At 70.9% G+C, this 19,060-nt stretch carries 14 protein-coding genes and 1 pseudogene; 6 read left to right on the forward strand and 9 right to left on the reverse strand.

Annotated elements, in window-relative coordinates:
• Positions 1–6: 6 nt before the first annotated feature.
• The 7 genes from StrepF001_RS36575 to StrepF001_RS36605 all read right to left on the reverse strand — a co-directional run bounded on the left by StrepF001_RS36575 (position 7) and on the right by StrepF001_RS36605 (position 9,144).
• Positions 7–897, reverse strand: coding sequence for a siderophore-interacting protein (locus StrepF001_RS36575; RefSeq protein WP_129802477.1), 891 nt, complete (start codon positions 895–897; stop codon positions 7–9).
• 138 nt (positions 898–1,035) lie between these two features.
• The gene (locus StrepF001_RS36580) at positions 1,036–2,082 is read right to left on the reverse strand and encodes an ABC transporter substrate-binding protein (protein WP_129802478.1); all 1,047 of its coding nucleotides are present in this window, start codon (positions 2,080–2,082) and stop codon (positions 1,036–1,038) included.
• 404 nt (positions 2,083–2,486) lie between these two features.
• The gene (locus tag StrepF001_RS36585; RefSeq protein ID WP_129802479.1) at positions 2,487–3,389 is read right to left on the reverse strand and encodes a hypothetical protein; all 903 of its coding nucleotides are present in this window, start codon (positions 3,387–3,389) and stop codon (positions 2,487–2,489) included.
• A gap of 102 nt (positions 3,390–3,491) precedes the next feature.
• A complete protein-coding gene (locus tag StrepF001_RS36590) occupies positions 3,492–4,652 on the reverse strand; it encodes an acyl-CoA dehydrogenase family protein (protein WP_129802480.1) in 1,161 nt (386 codons plus the stop codon).
• Positions 4,653–4,658: 6 nt separating this feature from the next.
• Positions 4,659–5,606 carry a hydroxymethylglutaryl-CoA lyase gene (locus StrepF001_RS36595; RefSeq protein ID WP_129802481.1) on the reverse strand — a complete coding sequence of 316 codons (948 nt, stop codon included), beginning with the start codon at positions 5,604–5,606 and terminating at the stop codon, positions 4,659–4,661.
• Positions 5,603–7,519: a biotin carboxylase N-terminal domain-containing protein gene (locus StrepF001_RS36600; RefSeq protein ID WP_129802482.1), complete on the reverse strand. Its 1,917-nt coding sequence runs from the start codon at positions 7,517–7,519 to the stop codon at positions 5,603–5,605. The genes StrepF001_RS36595 and StrepF001_RS36600 overlap by 4 nt, the downstream gene beginning before the upstream one ends.
• A gap of 8 nt (positions 7,520–7,527) precedes the next feature.
• A complete protein-coding gene (locus StrepF001_RS36605) occupies positions 7,528–9,144 on the reverse strand; it encodes a carboxyl transferase domain-containing protein (protein ID WP_129802483.1) in 1,617 nt (538 codons plus the stop codon).
• An 86-nt stretch (positions 9,145–9,230) separates the two neighbouring features.
• Between StrepF001_RS36605 and StrepF001_RS36610 the strand changes: the two genes are divergently transcribed.
• The 3 genes from StrepF001_RS36610 (at position 9,231) to StrepF001_RS36620 (ending at position 11,999) form a co-directional block, all read left to right on the forward strand.
• Positions 9,231–9,821: a TetR/AcrR family transcriptional regulator gene (locus StrepF001_RS36610; RefSeq protein ID WP_129802484.1), complete on the forward strand. Its 591-nt coding sequence runs from the start codon at positions 9,231–9,233 to the stop codon at positions 9,819–9,821.
• Between the two features lie 112 nt (positions 9,822–9,933).
• The gene (locus tag StrepF001_RS36615; RefSeq protein ID WP_129802485.1) at positions 9,934–11,091 is read left to right on the forward strand and encodes an acyl-CoA dehydrogenase family protein; all 1,158 of its coding nucleotides are present in this window, start codon (positions 9,934–9,936) and stop codon (positions 11,089–11,091) included.
• A 35-nt stretch (positions 11,092–11,126) separates the two neighbouring features.
• A complete protein-coding gene (locus StrepF001_RS36620; RefSeq protein ID WP_129802486.1) occupies positions 11,127–11,999 on the forward strand; it encodes an acyl-CoA thioesterase II in 873 nt (290 codons plus the stop codon).
• On the opposite strand, the gene StrepF001_RS36625 is transcribed toward StrepF001_RS36620, so the two are convergent.
• A complete protein-coding gene (locus StrepF001_RS36625) occupies positions 11,992–12,780 on the reverse strand; it encodes a phosphatase (protein ID WP_129802487.1) in 789 nt (262 codons plus the stop codon). The two genes, StrepF001_RS36620 and StrepF001_RS36625, sit on opposite strands and share 8 nt — an antisense overlap.
• Positions 12,781–12,856: 76 nt before the next feature.
• Positions 12,857–14,556, reverse strand: a pseudogene (locus StrepF001_RS36630) (PucR family transcriptional regulator ligand-binding domain-containing protein).
• A 183-nt stretch (positions 14,557–14,739) separates the two neighbouring features.
• Between StrepF001_RS36630 and StrepF001_RS36635 the strand changes: the two are divergent.
• From StrepF001_RS36635 to StrepF001_RS36645, 3 genes are all read left to right on the forward strand, one after another.
• Positions 14,740–16,197, forward strand: a complete 1,458-nt coding sequence (locus tag StrepF001_RS36635) for a sodium:solute symporter (protein WP_129802488.1) — start codon at positions 14,740–14,742, stop codon at positions 16,195–16,197.
• Positions 16,198–16,262: 65 nt separating this feature from the next.
• Positions 16,263–17,231, forward strand: a complete 969-nt coding sequence (speB, locus tag StrepF001_RS36640) for an agmatinase (RefSeq protein WP_129802489.1) — start codon at positions 16,263–16,265, stop codon at positions 17,229–17,231.
• Positions 17,228–18,913, forward strand: coding sequence for a thiamine pyrophosphate-binding protein (locus StrepF001_RS36645; protein WP_129802490.1), 1,686 nt, complete (start codon positions 17,228–17,230; stop codon positions 18,911–18,913). Before speB ends, StrepF001_RS36645 begins: the two co-directional genes overlap by 4 nt.
• Positions 18,914–19,060 lie beyond the last annotated feature (147 nt).

Raw genomic sequence — 19,060 nt, forward strand, 5'->3', positions numbered from 1 at the left:
CAGCGGTTACTCGCCCTGCTCGCGCAGCTGCTCCTCGGTCAGCCCCTGCCGCCAGTAGCCCACGAACGTGACCCGACGGCGGTCGATGCCGCGTTCGCCGACGAAGTGCCGGCGCAGCTGCTTCACGCAGGACGACTCGCCCGCGATCCACACGTACGGGTGCTCGGCGGGCGGGAGCTGGGTAGCCCTGAGCGCGGCGAGGGCCATGGGGATGGGGGCACCTCCCACGCCCTTGAGGCGGTGGGGGACCTCGCCGCGCGACTCGTCCTCGACGAGCCAGGTGACCTCGGCGTCGGCCTCGGTCACCAGGTCCTGGATGTCCTCGGCATGGTGCACCTCCAGCCAGACCCGGGCGCGGGTGCCGGCCGGCAGCGACTCGAGGATGGCGGCGGCGGCCGGTACGGCGGTCTCGTCACCCCAGATCACCATCAGGTCGGTGTCCTCCGGCGGCCGGAACCGGATCGCCCGGTTGTCCGCGATCGCCGGGCCGAGCAGCAGGACCCGGTCACCGGCGGCGGCCCGCGCGGCCCACCGGGAGGCGGGACCGGCGGGCACGGCGGCGCCGGCTTCGACACCGTGGAGCACGAAATCGATGTCGATCTCATCGGGGTCGCGGCGCAGCGCCCGAAGCGTGTACGAACGCATCACCGCCCGCACGTCATCGGGCAGCGCGCGCCAGCCCTGCCACCAGTGATCACCGAGCTCGATGGGAACCTGCGGCTCACTCTGCCCCGGGTGGGGCAGGAACAGCGACAGGGACTGATCACACCCGTCGGAGCGGAAGTCCCTCAGATCGGGCCCGCCAAAGGTGACCCGGACGAGAGACGGCCCGAGCCGCTTCGTCCGTACGACCTGAAGAGAAAAGAAACGGAACGGGTCGGCTACGCCGGTCGACATCAAGGCTCCTGAGTCATGTCAGGGGGTTGGTCGCGCCCCTCAGGGGCGCGGGGAACTGCGCGACCAGCCACTGGCGTCCCGCAGTTCACCCACGACGAATGGCACCCACGGCGCTCATTCGGCTCTCCAGCGGAGCGCTCAGCTGACCTTCTTCGCCTTCTCGATCGCCTCGGCCAGACTCGTCAGCAACGGCGTGCACTTGTCGTACGACAGAATCGGCTCGGGTGAACGCGCGATGACCTGCCCGGCCTTGACCGCGGGCAGCTTCTTCCAGGTGCTCTCGGTGATGTCGGCGGGCTGGATGGTGGAGGAGCGGTCGTCCATGATGATGATGTCGGCCGCGTACTTGTCGACGTTCTCCCAGCTCAGGGACTCGAACCAGCCGCCGGTCGCCTCCTTGGCCTTCTCCGAGGGCTCGACGAAGTTCACGCCGAGGGCCTTGAAGTACTCCAGGTCGATGGAGAAGTTGGTGCCGGAGACGTAGAAGAGCTGATCGCTTGCGGAGCCGGCCAGCACCTTGATGTCGGGCTTGGCCTTGGCGGCGGCACGCAGCCGGGCGGCGGCCTCCTCGAACTTCTTCTTCGCCTGGACGGCCTTGTCGGCCTTCATGTCCGCGCCGAGCGACTCGGCCAGCCCCCACATGCGCTGCAGCGGCTCGGTCATCTGGCGGTCGTAGACGGAGATGGCGACGCTCGGGGCGAGCTTGGCGATCTGGTCCTTGGACTCCTCGGGCACGGACCAGAGGGTGCCCGCGTCGTCGAACGTCGTGGTGAGGAGCACGTCCGGCGAAAGGGCAGCGTACTTCTCCACGTTGAGCTTGCCCCAGGCGTTACCGAGGACCGTGACCTTGCTGACGTCCAGATCGCCGGCCTGGACGTCGGGCTTGCCGTCCGTGGTCGTGGTCGGGCCGAAGACGCCCTTGACCTGGATGCCGTAGTCGTAGAGGGCGGCGGCGACACCGGTGAACGCGACGATGTTCGCGGGCACCTTGTCGAGCTTCACCGTGGTGCCTCGGTCGTCCTTGAAGGACCAGGGGCCGGAGGCCTTGGCGGACGCCGTCGAGTCCGAGCCGCCGCTGTTCGTGTCTTCGTCGCCGCAGGCTGCGAGCACGGCGCCGAGGCCGAGGGCGCCACCGGCGGCGAGTATGCCGCGGCGGGTGAGGTGGGTGGCACGGGCGTTGGGCATGGGTGTGGCTGCTTTCGAACGGGGCGGATCACCCGCCGGACAATTCGAAGGTAGGTTAGCCTAACCTCAGATCTTGTCCAGGGGTGGGCCCCTGGCAATCGAAACCTGTGAGTCCCTCATAGGCTTCGCTGCTTCACGGGGTGAGGCCCAACTCCATTGGAATCAATGGTTGTTGGGATTCGTTCAGGTCGCCTTTCCCCTCTCGACCAGGGCCTGTCCCGGCTGGAGCCGTTATTGCCGCAGGGCATCAAGTCGGGCCGTCCGCCGGTGTGGACGCGGCAGTTGATGGACGGCATACGGCGGTACCAGCTGCAAGACCACCGCCGCCGACGGCCGTGGTGTATGCCAAGCGGCAGCCGTCTGCTTACGGGGCCGGCGCCTTGGCTGCGTTACGGCGCTTGCGGCTACGCCTCCCCGAACAGCTCTTCCGCACTGGCGGCGGTGAGCGCCCGGTCGAACCAGGTGCCGAGGGTGTCCAGGTCGGTGCAGCTGGTGATGCGCTCCCGGGCGGCTTCGGGGATGTCGATGCCGCGGAGCTGGAGGATGCGGAGGATGTCCTCGGCGCGGCCCTCGGCGCGGCCTTTGGCCTTGCCCTCGGCCATGCCCTTGTTGATGGATTCCTCGATGATGGTGCCGCGGCCCGGGAAGCGAGGGGTGTACGTGGCCATCAGGTGCCTCCAGAATGCGCGGGTCTGGGCGTCGCCCAGGCCGATCTCGGTGTATTCCGCCCAGTTCTGCGCGGTCTCGCCACCGGTGTTGGCGAGCGCCGTTGCCAGCGCGTCAAGTATCGCAGGGAGGGCGGGGTCCTTGGCGTGGGTGAGGGCGGAGAAGACGGAGAGGGGGATGTCGTGCGCCGCCACGTCCGGGTCGGTGATTGCCGGGAGGTTGTCCGGGCCCAGGACCAGCGGGAAGACCGCCATGCTGGTGCAGGTGGGCAGGCCGATCCGGATCGGCTCCGCGGCCCAGGACGCGGTGGCCTTGTCCTGACACATGACCAGGAGGATCGGCGGCAGTTCGTACTTGGCGTAGAGGTGTGCCAAGTAGTACGTCCAGCTGTTGAGCTTGTCCGGGTCCTTCCTGCCCTGGGACTCCACGGCGAGCAGATAGCTTCCGGCGTCCGCGGTGTCGAACCGGAACAGGGTGTCCACACGGCGTTCCAGCGGCTTGATCTCCGTGAGATCGGTGTCCAGACGCTGGATCGCCATGGGTTCCGGGAAGGCGATGCCGGCCTTCGGGAGGGCCCGGGCGAGCAGGCCCGGGTCCTCCCTGAAGATCTGGTGCAACGCCTCGTGTGCTGAGCTGACCATGTGACGGAACGTAGTGGGACGCGTGCGTTCCGGCGGGTGAACGGAGCGGGTTCAGCCGTATGGGTGACTTTGCCTGTGGTCTATGCCGAGACCGCCGGGTGTTCAGCCAGCCAGCCCCAACTCCCGCGCGATCAGCATCCGCTGCACCTCGCTCGTCCCCTCCCCGATCTCCAGGATCTTGGAGTCGCGCCACATACGGGCCACCGGGTACTCGTTCATGAAGCCGTAGCCGCCGTGGATCTGGGTGGCGTCGCGGGCGTTGTCGACGGCGATCGTGGAGGAGTAGAGCTTCGCCAGGGCCGCCTCCTTCTTGCAGGGTTCGCCGGACACCAGGCGGGACGCCGCGTCGCGCCAGGCCAGGCGGGCCGTGTGGGCCTTCATCTCCATGTCGGCGATCTTGAACTGGATGGCCTGGTTGGCGCCGATCGGGCGGCCGAAGGCGTGGCGTTCCTTCGCGTAGGTCACCGACTCGTCCACACAGCCCTGCGCCAGGCCGGTGGCGAGGGCCGCGATGGCGATCCGGCCCTCGTCGAGGATGCGCAGGAACTGGGCGTAGCCGCGGCCCTGTTCGCCCAGCAGGTTCTCCGCCGGGACCCGGACGTCGGCGAAGGACAGCTCCCGGGTGTCCGAGGCGTTCCAGCCGACCTTCGAGTACGGGGCCGCCACCGTGAAGCCAGGGGTGCCGGACGGGACGATGATCGCCGAGATCTGCGGCCTGCCGTCGGCTCCCCGGCCCGTCACGGCCGTCACGGTCACCAGACCCGTGATGTCCGTACCCGAGTTGGTGATGAAGCACTTGGTGCCGTTGATCACCCACTCGTTCGTCGACTCGTCCAGCCGGGCCGTCGTACGGGTCGCGCTCGCATCCGAGCCGCCGTCGGGTTCCGTCAGACCGAAGGCGCCCAGGATCTCGCCCGTGCACAGCCGGGGGAGCCACTGCCGCTTCTGCTCCTCGGTGCCGTAACGGAAGATCGGCATCGCGCCCAGCGAGACGCCCGCCTCCAGGGTGATGGCCACCGACGAGTCGACGCGGGCCAGTTCCTCCAGCGCGACGCCCAGGGCGAGGTAGTCGCCGCCCATGCCCCCGTACTCCTCCGGGAACGGCAGCCCGAACAGGCCCATGCGGGCCATCTCGCGGACGATCCCGTACGGGAACTCGTGCCGCTCGTAGTAGTCGCCGATCTTGGGGGCGACCACATCGTGTGCGAACTCCTCGACGGTACGGCGGAGTTCTTCCAGCTCGGGGGAGAGTCGGTGGTCCATGGTGCGTCACTGCTCCTGGTGGGAGAGGGCTCGTACGGTGCGGGACGGGCTGGGTCGGCCCAGGTGGCCGGCCATCCACACGCTGGTGGCGGTGAGACGGCCGAGGTCGACGCCGGTGTCGATGCCGAGGCCCTGCAGCATCCACACGAGGTCTTCCGTGGCGAGGTTGCCCGTGGCGGACTTGGCGTACGGGCAGCCGCCGAGGCCACCCGCGGAGGCGTCGACGGTGGTGACGCCGTGCTGGAGGGCGGCCAGGGTGTTGGCCAGGGCCTGGCCGTAGGTGTCGTGGAAGTGCACGCCGATCGCCGAGGTCGGCACGCCCTCCTCGTTCAGCTGGGACAGCAGGTCCTGCACATGGGCCGGCGTCGCCACGCCGATCGTGTCGCCCAGGCTCAGCTCGTCGCAGCCCATGTCCATCAAGGCCTTGCTGACGCGCACGACCTGGTGGATCGGGACCGGGCCCTCCCACGGGTCGCCGAAGCACATCGACAGATAGCCGCGGACGTGCACCTGCTCGGCCTTCGCCCGCGCGACCACCGGCGCGAACATGGCCAGCGCCTCGTCGACCGTGCGGTTGAGATTGGCCTTCGCGAAGGACTCGGTGGCGCTGGCGAAGACGGCGACGCGGGTCGCGTTCAGCGCCAGCGCCCGGTCGAGTCCGCGGGCGTTCGGCACGAGGACCGGGAGCTCGACCGGCACATCCCGGACGAGCGGGAACAGCTGCTCCGCGTCCGCCAGTTGGGGCACCCACTGGGGATGGACGAAGCTCGTGGCCTCGATGGTGGTCAGGCCCGCGTCGGCCAGGCGGCGGATGAACTCCGCCTTCACCTCCGTCGGGACGGCGCCCTTCTCGTTCTGCAGTCCGTCGCGGGCGCCGACCTCGTGGATCCGCACCCGGGCGGGCAGGTCCGGGGCCGGTACGACCATGGGGAGGCCCAGTGCCGGGGTGCTCATGGCGTCTCCTGTGCTGCCGGGGCGATGACCGCCAGCACCTGGTCCATGGCGACCGTCGTGCCGGGCGTGACGTCGAGTTCGGTGACGGTGCCGGCGTGCGGGGCGGAGATGACGTGCTCCATCTTCATCGCCTCCACCACCAGCAGGCTCTGACCGGCGCTCACCTCGTCGCCGACGGCGACCTTCACCACCGTCACCGTCCCCGGCATGGGGGCGGTGAGCGAGTCGGCGCCGGAGTGGGCGGCGCGGACGAGGGACGCAGCGACCGGGTCGTGGTCGCGTACGTGCCAGGCGTCGCCGTCGCGGCCCAGCCAGTCGGCGGCGCGGTGGAAGGTGTGGTGTACGCCGTCGAGGGCGACGGAGACGTGGTCCTCGGCGATGATATGGGTGCCGCGCGGGACGTACTCCACGGGGTCGGAGACCCGCAGATGGAAGCCGACGGGCTTCGGTGCGCCGCCCAGGCGCCAGCCGCTCGGGACCGAGAACGGGTCCTCCCAGCCCTGTGCGCGAGGCTTCAGCGCATCGAGACGTACGGCCGCCGCCGCCTCGTACACCTCCTCCGGTACCTCCGTCGAGACCAGCCCCTCGGCCTCCCGCTCGACCAGCCCGGTGTCCAGGTCGCCGCTGACGACCGCCGGATGGGCCAGCAGCCGCCGCAGGAAACCGGCGTTGGTGTGCACGCCCAGCGTGACCGTCTCCGCGAGGGCGGCACGGAGCTTCCGCAGGGCGGTCGCGCGGTCCGGCCCGTATGCGATCACCTTGGACAGCATCGGGTCGTACAGGCTGCCGACCTCCGTGCCCTCGCTCAGCCCGGAGTCCGTACGGACACCGTCGCCCTGCGGTTCGCGCAGCCTCAGCACCGTGCCGCCGGACGGCAGGAAGCCGCGGGTGGGGTCCTCGGCGCAGATCCGGGCCTCTATGGCGTGGCCGGTGAGCCGGATGTCGTCCTGTGCGTACGGCAGTCGCTCGCCCGCCGCGACCCGCAGCTGCCACTCCACCAGGTCCAGGCCCGTGACCAGCTCGGTGACCGGGTGCTCCACCTGGAGGCGGGTGTTCATCTCCATGAAGTAGTACGACGACGGGTCGACGCCCGGGACGATGAACTCGACCGTGCCCGCGCCGACGTATCCGCACGAGCGGGCCGCTTCCACGGCCGCTCGGCCCATTGCTGCCCGGGTCTCCTCGCTGAGGAGCACGCTCGGCGCCTCTTCGATGATCTTCTGGTGCCGCCGCTGCAACGAGCACTCGCGCTCGCCCAGGTGGACGACGCCCCCGTGGCCGTCGGCCAGGACCTGGATCTCGATATGCCGGGGCCGGTCGATCCAGCGCTCCACGAGGAGGGTGTCCTCGCCGAAGGAAGCCGCCGCCTCACGCCGCGCCGCCGCGATCTCCTCGTCCAGCCCGCTCAGGTCCCGCACCAGGCGCATGCCCTTGCCGCCGCCGCCCGCGCTCGGTTTGAGCAGCACGGGCGCACCCAGCTCCCGGGCGGCCTCGGACAGTTCGGGGTCCCGGCCGCCGGGGACGACCGGCACGCCGGCCGCCTTCACCGTCTCCTTGGCGCGGATCTTGTCGCCCATCAGGGCGATGGCGTCGGCGGGCGGCCCGATGAAGACGAGCCCAGCCTCGGCGCAGGCGCGCGCGAAACCGGCGTTCTCGGCGAGGAAGCCGTACCCGGGGTGGACGGCCTGCGCGCCGGTCCGAGCCGCCGCCTGAAGGATCCGCTCCACCGACAGATAGCTCTCGGCCGCCGGTGCCGGACCGATCCGTACCGCCGAGTCGGCCTCGCGTACGTGCCGGGCGTCGGCGTCGGCGTCGGAGAAGACGGCAACGGAGCGCACGCCGAGCGACCGCAGCGTACGGATGACACGGACGGCGATCTCGCCGCGGTTGGCCACAAGAACGGTGTCGAACATCGGTCCCCTCACATCCGGAAGACGCCGAACTGGGGCTCACCCAGAGGCGCGTTGGCGCACGCGGTCAGGGCCAGGCCGACCACCTGCCGGGTCTCCAGGGGGTCGATCACCCCGTCGTCCCAGAGGCGGGCCGTCGCGTAGTAGGCATTCCCCTGACGCTCGTACTGCGCACGGATCGGGGCCTTGAAAGCCTCTTCCTCCTCGGCGGGCCAGGACTCTCCGCGCCCCTCGAGCTGGTCCCGCTTGACCGTGGCCAGCACGGAGGCGGCCTGCTCGCCGCCCATCACGGAGATCTTGGCGTTCGGCCACATCCACAGGAAGCGGGGGGAGTAGGCCCGGCCGCACATGGAGTAGTTGCCCGCGCCGTACGAGCCGCCGACCACCACCGTCAGCTTCGGTACGCGTGTACAGGCGACGGCCGTGACCATCTTGGCGCCGTGCTTGGCGATGCCCCCGGCCTCGTAGTCCCTGCCCACCATGAACCCGGAGATGTTCTGCAGGAACAGCAGCGGGATCCCCCGCTGGTCGCACAGCTCGATGAAGTGGGCGCCCTTCTGCGCGGACTCGGAGAAGAGGATGCCGTTGTTGGCGACGATGCCGACCGGGTGGCCGTGGATCCGGGCGAAACCGGTGACGAGGGTCTGCCCGAACTCGGCCTTGAACTCGGCGAAACGGGAGCCGTCCACCACGCGCGCGATGATCTCGCGCACGTCGTAGGGGGTGCGGGGGTCGGCCGGCACCGCGCCGTACAGCCCGTACGGGTCCACCTTCGGTTCGACGGCCGGCTGCACCTCCCAGGGCAGCTGCCCGCGCGCGGGGAGGGTGGAGACGATCGTGCGCACGATCCGCAGGGCGTGCGCGTCGTCCTCCGCGAGGTGGTCGGTGACACCGGACACGCGCGCGTGCACGTCGCCGCCGCCGAGCTCCTCGGCGGTGACGACCTCGCCGGTGGCGGCCTTCACGAGCGGGGGGCCGCCGAGGAAGATCGTCCCCTGGTTCCGGACGATCACGGCCTCGTCGCTCATCGCGGGAACGTACGCGCCGCCGGCCGTGCACGAGCCCAGCACGGCGGCGATCTGCGGGATCCCGGCGCCGGACATCCGCGCCTGGTTGTAGAAGATCCGCCCGAAGTGCTCCCGGTCCGGGAAGACCTCGTCCTGCATGGGCAGGAAGGCGCCGCCGGAGTCGACCAGATACACACACGGCAGGCGGTTCTCGTACGCCACCTCCTGCGCCCGCAGGTGCTTCTTCACCGTCATCGGGTAGTACGTCCCGCCCTTGACGGTGGCGTCATTGGCGACGATCACACACTCCCGGCCGCTCACCCGCCCGATCCCGGCGATCACTCCGGCCGCGGGGGCCTGGTCGTCGTACATCCCGTCGGCCGCCAGCGGGGCCAGCTCCAGGAACGGCGAACCCGGGTCCAGGAGGGCGTCGACGCGGTCGCGCGGCAGCAGCTTGCCGCGCGCCGTGTGCCGGGCGCGGGCCTTCTCCCCGCCGCCGAGCCGGGCGGCGGCCAGCTTGGCGCGCAGCTCGGCGACGAGGGCGCGGTGCGCCTCCTCGTTGGCGCGCCAGGCCTGCGACGCGGGATCTGCCGCGCTGTGCAGCTCCGGTGCCTGAAGCATCCTGCGGTCCCCTCACCTTGTTAATGAGCGTTAACGCATTTCCTTCAGGTTAACGAGCGCTAACCTCCCTGTCTAGAATCAAGTCCATGGCCACCAGAACCGACGCCCCCACCCGCCGCGAGCAGATCCTCAAGGAGGCCGCCCGGCTCTTCGCCGAGCGCGGCTTCCACGGGGTCGGAGTCGACGAGATAGGCGCCGCGGTCGGGATCAGCGGCCCCGGTCTCTACCGGCACTTCGCGGGCAAGGACGCGATGCTCGCCGAGCTGCTCGTCGGCATCAGCGGTCAGCTGCTGACCGGCGGGAAGCGCAGGGTCGCCGAGGCGGACGGGAACCCCGAGGCGGTCCTCGACTCGCTCATCGAGGGCCATATCGACTTCGCGCTCGACGACCGCCCGCTCATCACCCTGCACGACCGCGAGCTGGACCGCCTCCGGGACAGCGACCGCAAGCTGGTCCGCCAGCTCCAGCGGCAGTACGTCGAACTCTGGGTGGAGGTGGTCCGCGAGCTCTACCCGGGCCTGTCCGAACCGACGGCCCGCTCGGCCGTCCACTCGGTCTTCGGCCTGCTGAACTCGACCCCGCACCTGGGCAGGCCGGGGTCGCTTCCGGGGCGGGGGGCCACGGCGGAGCTGCTGCACCGGATGGCGCGGGGGGCGTTCGCGGCGGCGGGGGAGTAGCGCCGGGCGGCGTGACGAGCGTTACGGGGGGCGCACTCTGGACGCGGGTTCGTACTCGCCGGTACGGTTGAGTGAGCAAGCGCTTAGACATGTACCCGTGGAGGTGGCGGCGGTGCGCCGTACTGTGTTCAACGAGGACCACGAGGCGTTCCGGGAGACCTTGCGCGCCTTCATCGAGGCCGAGGTCGTACCGGTGTACGACGAGTGGTTCGCCGCGGGGCAGGCGCCGCGCGAGTTCTACTACAAGCTCGCCGAGCTCGGCGTCTTCGGTATCCGTGTGGACGAGGAGTACGGCGGCGCAGGCATCGACTCGTACAAGTTCGAGGCCGTGCTCTACGAGGAGACCGCCCGCGCGGGCGTGACCTTCGGCGGCTCCGGCGTGCACGTGCTGCTCGGCCTGCCGTACATCAAGATGCTGGCCACCGACGAGCAGAAGAAGCGCTTCCTGCCGAAGTTCGTCTCCGGTGAGGAGATGTGGGCGATCGCGATGACCGAGCCGGGCACCGGCTCCGACCTCGCGGGCATGAAGACCACCGCCAAGCTGAGCGAGGACGGCACGCACTACGTCCTCAACGGCGCCAAGACCTTCATCACCGGTGGCGTCCACGCCGACCGCATGATCGTCTGCGCGCGCACCGCCGCGCCCACCGCCGAGGACCGCCGCCACGGCATATCCCTCTTCGTCGTGGACACCAAGGCCGAGGGCTACTCCGTCGGCCGCAAGCTCGACAAGCTCGGCCTGAAGACCTCCGACACCGCCGAGCTGGCGTTCGTCGACGTCAAGGTGCCCGTCGAGGACCTGCTCGGCGAGGAGAACAAGGGCTTCTACTACCTCGGCCACAACCTGGCCTCCGAGCGCTGGGGCATCGCCTACGGCGCGTACGCCCAGGCCAAGGCCGCCGTCCGGTTCGCCAAGCAGTACGTGCAGGAGCGGACCGTCTTCGGCAAGCCGGTCGCCCACTTCCAGAACACCAAGTTCGAGCTGGCCGCCTGCCAGGCCGAGGTGGACGCGGCCGAGGCCGTCGCCGACCGCGCCACGGAGGCCCTCGACGCCGGTGAACTGACCCCGGCCGAGGCTGCCAGCGCCAAGCTGTTCTGCACCGAGGTCGCGCACCGCGTCATCGACCGCTGCCTCCAGCTCCACGGTGGCTACGGCTTCATGAACGAGTACCCGATCGCCCGCCTGTACGCGGACAACCGCGTGAACCGTATCTACGGCGGGACCAGCGAGATCATGAAGACGATCATCGCAAAAGACATGGGCCTGTAAGGTTCCGGAAAATACTGGCCAGTAGAAAAGTGGCCATGAACCAGGCACTTCAGTCTCTCCTCGATCTGCTCGACCTGGAGCAGATCGAGGAGAACATCTTTCGCGGCCAGTCCCGGTCCGCCGTCGTCCCGCGCGTCTTCGGCGGGCAGGTCGCGGCCCAGGCGCTCGTCGCCGCCGGACGTACGGTCCCCGCGGACCGGGCCCCGCACTCCCTGCACGCGTACTTCCTGCGCACCGGCGACCCCGGCGCGCCCATCGTCTACACCGTCGACCGCATGAACGACGGTCGCTCCTTCACCACCCGCCGGGTCGTCGCGATCCAGCACGGGCAGCCGATCTTCGCCCTGTCCGCGTCCTTCCAGAAGTACGAGGAAGGCTTCGACCACCAGGCCCCGATGCCCCCGGCCCCCGACCCGGTCACGCTCCCCACCTCCGAGGACCGGCTGAGCGGGTACGGCCACATCGACCCGCAGGTGGTCGAGAGGTTCCTCGAGGCGCGCGCCGCCGTCGACCTGCGCTATGTCGACGAGCCGCCGTACGGGCAGTTCGGCGAGCCGCGCGAGCCGCACTCGCAGGTCTGGTTCCGCGCCAACGGCAAACTCGCCGACGATCCCCTCCTGCACATCGTCCTCGCCACGTACGTCTCCGACATGACGCTCCTCGACTCCGTGCTGCTCGCGCACGGCCGCGGCGGCTGGGCCGTCGGTGACGTGGTCGGGGCCTCGCTGGACCACGCGATGTGGTTCCACCGCCCGTTCCGCGCCGACGAGTGGCTCCTGTACGACCAGGAGTCCCCGTCGGCGTACGGCGGCCGGGGTCTCGGCCAGGCCCGCATCTACACCCAGGACGGCCACCTCGCCATCTCGGTGATCCAGGAAGGTGTCGTGCGGGCACCGCGGGCTAGGTAAGCCCCGCCTCCGACAGCAGATACGCCGTCATCGGGTCGTAGTACCGGGGGCTGACCACATGGTCGTCGAGGGGGACCGTCACCTGGACGGTTCCCTCCGCCTCCGCGAGGAACAGGGCCGGATCGTTGCTGTCGGCGTAGCCGACGGAGTCGATGCCGTGCTGGCCGGCGTAGCCCGCCCAGCCGTGGTCGGCGACGACCAGGTCGGGCAGGGCGCGGCCGCCCTGTTCCATGGCGGTGAGGATGGCCTTCATCGGCTCGCCCGAGTGGGTGTGCCACAGGGTCGCGCCGTGCTCCAGCACCGCCACGTCCGCGAACTGCATGACGTAGCCCTCGTCCGTCTGCAGCCCGTCCGGGATCACCACGATCTCGCAGCCGGCGGCGCGCAGCGCGGCGGCCGTGGCGCGGTGCACGTCGAGCAGGCCGCCGGGGTGGCCGGTGGCGAACAGCACCCGCTGCTTGCTGTCGGCCGCCTTGCGCAGCCGTGCCGCGAGCCGTTCCAGGGCGGCGACGGTGAGCTCGGGGTCGATGGTGTCCTGGCCGTACCGGTACTCGGGGTCGTCGTTCACGCCGACCCGCTCGGCCATCACCGCGAGCACGTCCTGCTCGTCGGTCCAGCGGTCGCCGAGCTCCAGGCCGAGCCAGAAGTTGCGGACGCCGTTCGACAGTTGGCGGTAGTGGGAGAGGTTGTTCTCACGCGGGGTGGCGACGTCGCCCGCGATACGGGTCTTCACAAGGTGCTCGACGAGCTCGGCGCGGCTGGGTGTCCCGGGTATCGGCATGGCTCCCATTGTGAGGCACGTCCCGGTGCCCGACCCCGACGTCCCGCACGCTGGGACGTGGGTCACTTGTCCCAGGTCACAACAACCGCAGCGCGAACCACAGTTCCATCCGTACGTCCGGATCGTCCAGGTCCGCCTCCAGCAACGCCGCGCACCGGGCGATGCGCTGCCGCACGGTGTTGCGGTGCACCGACAGGGCCACCGCCGTGCGGTCCCAACTGCCGTGCAGGGACAGCCAGGTGCGCAGCGTCTCGGTCAGGGCCGGGGCGGCGGTGACCGGGGCGAGCAGGGTGCGGGCGTGGGCCTCCGCCTCGGCCGGGGGGACCAGGCCCGTCAGGCCGGGGCGGGGGTCGTGGCGGACCAGGGCGGCGCGGGTGGCGCGGGCGCGGGCCAGGGCGCGGGCCGCCCGGGCGTCGGCGGCGGGCCAGTCGTGCGGGGCGACGGGGGCGCTGACGCCCAGGGTCCAGCCGGGGTGCGGGGCGGGTTCGCGGTCCGCCGGCAGCAGGATCCGTACGACGTCCTCGGCCAGGTCGACCAGCGGCGAACCGAGCGCCGCGCCCAGCGCGGAGGCGGCCACCTGGTCGGGAGCGTGCGCGTCCGGCCGGGCGTGCACGACCAGCCACCGATCCCCGCCGAGCAGCGGCGCGACCGCCTCCGGCTCGGCGCCCAGCAGCAGCCGTACGAGCGCCGACGACCTGGCCGCTCCGGTACCGCTCTGCTGTTCGCCGGTGAGGAGGGAGAGCAGCACGGCGGCGACCGAGGCGATGGCGTGAGCGCCGGGTTCGCGGTGCGGTGCGGCGACGCCGAGGACGAAACCCTGGCCGGAGCCGAGGGCGTAGGCGGCGAGGTGGGTGCCGGCGACGGTGTCGGTGGCCGAAGTGGGGATGGCGCGGCCGGTCGCGGTGGCCGGGGTGCGGCTGGTCGCGGTGGCTGAGGTGGGGATGGCGCGGCCGGTCGCGGTGGCCGGGGTGCGGCTGGTCGCGGTGGCTGAGGTGGGGATGGCGCGACCGGTCGTGGTGGCCGAGGTGGGGGTGGCGCGGCCGGTCGCGACGGCCGGGGACGTGGTGCGGGCCGGCGGCCACCTGCGTTGTCGGCGGGCTTCCCGGCGCCTCGCCCGGCGTCGCGCGCATGGCGTCCGGACGTACCACCGCCGCCAGCTCCGCCAGCACCCCGCTCACCCGCCCTCCGGAGCCCGGCCGCCTCGGCGATCCGGGCCCCCTCCGGCCCGTACAGCACCGCCCACCCGCCGATCCGCTGGGCCAGCTGTCGCAGTACCGAGGCCACCGGGTCCGGGCGGGCCGCCGCCGCGGCCAGGCTCTGCTGGGCCTCGGTGACGCGGCGCAGTTCGGCATGCCGGGCCTGGGCCATCAGCTGCCAGACCGCGCGGGCCACGCCGGAGAAGGTGGTCTGCGGCGGGACCTCGAGGAGCGGCAGCTCGTGGGTGTCGCAGGCCGCGACCAGCGCCCGCGGCACCGTGTCGTGCACGGGCGCCACACCGAAGCCGAGCGCCGCACCGCCAGCCGCGACGATCCGGGAGACGTAGTCGTCGAAGTATGTCCCTGAGCCCGCCGCCTCCGGGATGTGCACGCCGGCCGTGAGCAGGAGCTCGCCGCCCAGGAGGTAGGGATACGGGTCCGACATCTCCGAGGTGTGCGCCCAGTGGATGACGATGCCGGGACCGGACGGCCCGGCGATCTGGCGCAGGGCCAGGTCCTCGCGGGCCAGGAGTGAAGCGAGGGGCACGGGTGGCGTGGGGGGAACCGCTGGGTCCGGCATGGTGTGCATTCCCTCCATCCCGTTCGGCCTGGATGGATGAAACGTACACTTCGCAGTCGCTTTCCGGCCACCTAGTGTCGGTCCGGACCGGTGGCCGCGGGTACGGGCGGATGTCCCCGCGAGAAGCCACCGCACACCCCATCTGCACGACACGCCACCGAGAGCGCGTGAAGGAGGCCCCCCATGGCCGTCGACTACATCGTGATCGTCGTCTATCTGGCCGGCATGCTGGCCGTGGGCTGGTGGGGCATGCGCCGCGCCAAGTCGAAGAGCGAGTTCCTGGTGGCGGGCCGCCGCCTCGGCCCCTCCATGTACTCCGGCACCATGGCGGCGATCGTCCTCGGCGGCGCGTCCACCATCGGCGGCGTCGGGCTCGGCTACCAGTACGGGCTCTCCGGCGCGTGGATGGTGTTCACCATCGGCCTTGGCCTGCTCGCGCTGAGCATCTTCTTCTCCGCCCGTATCGCCCGCCTGAAGGTCTACACCGTCTCCGAGATGCTGGATCTCAGATACGGCGGCCGGGCCGGCGTGATCTCGGGCGTGGTCATGTGGGCGTACACCCTCATGCTCGCGGTGACGTCGACCATCGCGTACGCCACGATCTTCGACGTCCTCTTCGACATCAACCGCACCCTCGCGATCATCCTGGGCGGCTCGATCGTCGTCGCGTACTCCACGCTCGGCGGCATGTGGTCGATCACGCTGACCGACATGGTGCAGTTCGTGGTCAAGACGATCGGGGTCCTGCTGCTCCTGCTGCCCATCGCGGTCGTCAAGGCCGGCGGCTTCAGCGAGATGAAGGCGCAGCTGCCCACGGAGTACTTCGACCCGCTGGGCATCGGCGGCGAGACGATCTTCACCTACGTGCTGATCTACACGTTCGGCATGCTCATCGGGCAGGACATCTGGCAGCGCGTCTTCACCGCGCGCAGCGACACGACGGCGAAGTGGGGCGGCACGGTCGCCGGCACGTACTGCCTGGTGTACGCCCTCGCCGGCGCCGTCATCGGCACCGCGGCCAAGGTCCTCTACCCCAACCTGGCCAGCGCCGACGACGCCTTCGCCACCATAGTCAAGGACGAACTCCCCGTCGGCGTGCGCGGGCTGGTGCTGGCCGCCGCGCTCGCCGCCGTGATGTCGACGTCCTCCGGCGCCCTCATCGCCTGCGCCACCGTCGCCAACAACGACATCTGGTCGCGGCTGCGGGGCATCGTCCGGCCGGACGGCGAGCACGACGAGGTCAAGGACAACCGCGCCTTCATCCTCCTCATGGGCCTCGCCGTGATCGGCACGGCGATCGCGCTCAATAACGTCGTCGAGGCGCTGACGGTGGCGTACAACCTGCTGGTCGGCGGGCTGCTCGTACCGATCCTCGGCGGGCTGCTGTGGAAGCGCGGCACCGCCCAGGGCGCCCTCGCCTCGGTCGCCGTCGGCGGCGTCGCGGTGATCGTGCTGATGGCGACCTTCGGCATCCTCGCCAACGAGCCCGTCTACTACGGCCTGCTGTCCTCGCTGGCCGCATACCTGATCGTCTCCCTGGCAACTCCCGCCACCGACGAGGCCGTCCTCGCCGCCTGGCGCGAACGACTGGCCGGGCGGGCACCCGAACCCGTGGCCGAGGCGGTCCCGGCACACCAGTAGAGTCGTATGGCAGTAGTACATAGCTGTACATACGCGATGAAGCGTAAGAAAGAAGGCAGTTCCCGATGAGCAGCAACGAGACGCCCCGCGGCCCCGTCGACTCGTCCCGCATCCCGCGGTACGCCGGTCCCGCGACCTTCGCCCGGCTGCCGCGCCTCGACGAGGTCGGCCGCGCCGACGTCGCCGTGGTCGGCGTGCCGTTCGACTCGGGCGTCTCCTACCGGCCGGGCGCCCGCTTCGGCGGCAACGCGATCCGCGAGGCGTCCCGGCTGCTGCGCCCCTACAACCCGGCGCAGGACGCCTCCCCGTTCGCCCTCGCCCAGGTCGCCGACGGCGGCGACATCGCCGTCAATCCGTTCAACATCAACGAGGCCGTGGAGACCGTCGAGGCGGCCGCCGACGACCTGCTCGGCACCGGCGCCCGTCTGATGACCCTCGGCGGCGACCACACCATCGCGCTGCCGCTGCTGCGCTCGGTGGCGAAGAAGCACGGCCCCGTCGCCCTGCTGCACTTCGACGCCCACCTCGACACCTGGGACACGTACTTCGGCGCCGAGTACACGCACGGGACTCCCTTCCGGCGTGCCGTGGAGGAGGGCATCCTCGACACGTCGGCGCTGTCGCACGTCGGTACGCGCGGCCCGCTGTACGGCAAGCAGGACCTGGACGACGACGCCAAGATGGGCTTCGGCATCGTCACGTCGGCGGATGTGATGCGGCGCGGCGTCGACGAGATCGCCGACCAGCTGCGCCAGCGCATCGGTGACCGCCCGCTGTACATCTCCATCGACATCGACTGCCTCGACCCGGCGCACGCGCCCGGCACCGGCACCCCCGAGGCCGGCGGCATGACCTCCCGCGAACTCCTCGAGATCCTGCGCGGGCTGGCATCCTGCAACCTGGTCTCGGCGGACGTCGTCGAGGTGGCCCCCGCCTACGACCACGCCGAGATCACGTCGGTGGCGGCTTCCCACACGGCGTACGAACTGACCACGATCATGTCCCGCCAGATTGCTGAGGCGCGCTCGAAGTGACCCACGACCACGACCTGGTACTCCGCCCGACCGCGGCCCAGACGGAGGCCGCGCTGAACCCTCCCCCCGGCCGCAACGGCGGAGACCTGGTCGTGGAGACGCTGGCCGGGCTCGGCGCGACGACCGTCTTCGGCCTGCCCGGCCAGCACGCGCTGGGCATGTTCGACGCGCTGCGCCGCTCGGATCTGCGGTACATCGGTCTGCGGGTGGAGAACAACGCCGGGTTCGCGGCGGACGCGTACGGCCGCATCACGGGTGAGGCGGCGCCGCTGCTGCTGTCGACGGGGCCGGGGGCGCTGACCTCGCTGGCCGCGCTCCAGGAGGCGGCGGCCGCCTCGGCCCCCGTGCTGGCGATCAGCAGCCAGATCCCGACGGCGGGGCTGGGCGGCGGCCGGCACGGCTATCTGCACGAACTGCCCGACCAGGCGGCCTCGTTCCGGGGCGTGGTGAAGTCCGTCCACACCGTTCGCACCCAGTCGCAGATCCCGTCCGCCATCGAGGCGGCCTGGAAGTCGGCGCTGACGGTCCCGCACGGGCCGGTGTGGGTGGAGATCCCGCAGGACGTACTGCTGGCCGAGACGGCGATCCCGGTGGTCACGGGCGGCGACGCCTTCCCCGAGGAGCTGCCCCCGCGCCCCGAACTGACCGCAGTGGCCGCCGACCTGCTGTCCCGTGCGCAACGTCCGGCGATCATCGCGGGTGGAGGAGTGGTACGGGCGGACGCCTCGGGCAAGCTGAAGCAGCTGGCGGAGAGGCTCCAGGCACCGGTCGTCACGACCCCCGGTGGCAAGGGCGCGTTCCCCTGGACGCACCCGCTGTCGCTCCAGTCCTGGATCGAGGACCGGTACACCACGGACTTCCTGGAGGACGCGGACGTCCTCCTGGTGATCGGCTCGGGCCTCGGCGAACTGTCCTCCAACTACCACACGTTCAAACCGCGCGGCCGGGTCGTCCAGATCGAGGCGGACCTCGGGAAGCTGGAGTCCAACCACCCGGCACTCGGCATCCACGCGGACGCCCGCCTCGCTCTTCAGGCGCTGCTGGAGACGGTCTCGGAGCGGGAGGACGACACGGCCCCGGACCGGGTGAGGGGCCTGCTGTCCCGTGTGGGTGAGCGCATCGCCGCCCAGGAACTCACCCTGGAACAAGAGGTGTTGGCGTCGGTCCGCCGGGCGCTCCCGCCGCAGTCGCCGTCCTTCTGGGACATGACGATCCTGGCGTACTGGGCCTGGTCGGCCTTCGACCCGAAGGCCCCCAACACCATGCACTCCGCCCAGGGCGCGGGCGGCCTCGGCTACGGCTTCCCGGCGGCCCTGGGCGCGGCCGCCGCCGACCCCACCCGCCCGGTGCTGGCGGTGTCGGGCGACGGCGGCGCGCTCTACTCGATCGCCGAGCTGGCGACGGCCCGCCAGTACGACCTGAACGTCACCTGGCTGATCGTCGACGACGGCGGCTACGGCATCCTGCGCGAGTACATGACGGACGCCTTCGGCCAGGCCACGGCGACGGAACTGACCCGACCGGACTATGTGGCCCTCGCGGAGTCCTTCGGCGTCCCGGGGGTACGGACGACCCCCGAGACGCTGGAACAGGACCTGGCGAAGGCGCTGGCGTCACCCGGGCCGTCGGTGGTCGTCCTCCCGGCGGTACTGCGGATGTTCGCGCCGACGCACCTGGGCTGACGCACGCTAACAGGCGCCCGGACCGACCCCGTCGATACGTCCGCCGAAGTCGCCGAGGTAGCGCGAGCGCCAGTCGCCTGGGTTCCTGGAGTATGCCGCACAGAGATGCGTAACCCGTACGGAGGTTTGGTCGTTGAGGTGATCGTC

It is taken from the genome of Streptomyces sp. F001, assembly GCF_004187715.1.
Classification (GTDB): domain Bacteria; phylum Actinomycetota; class Actinomycetes; order Streptomycetales; family Streptomycetaceae; genus Streptomyces; species Streptomyces flavusporus.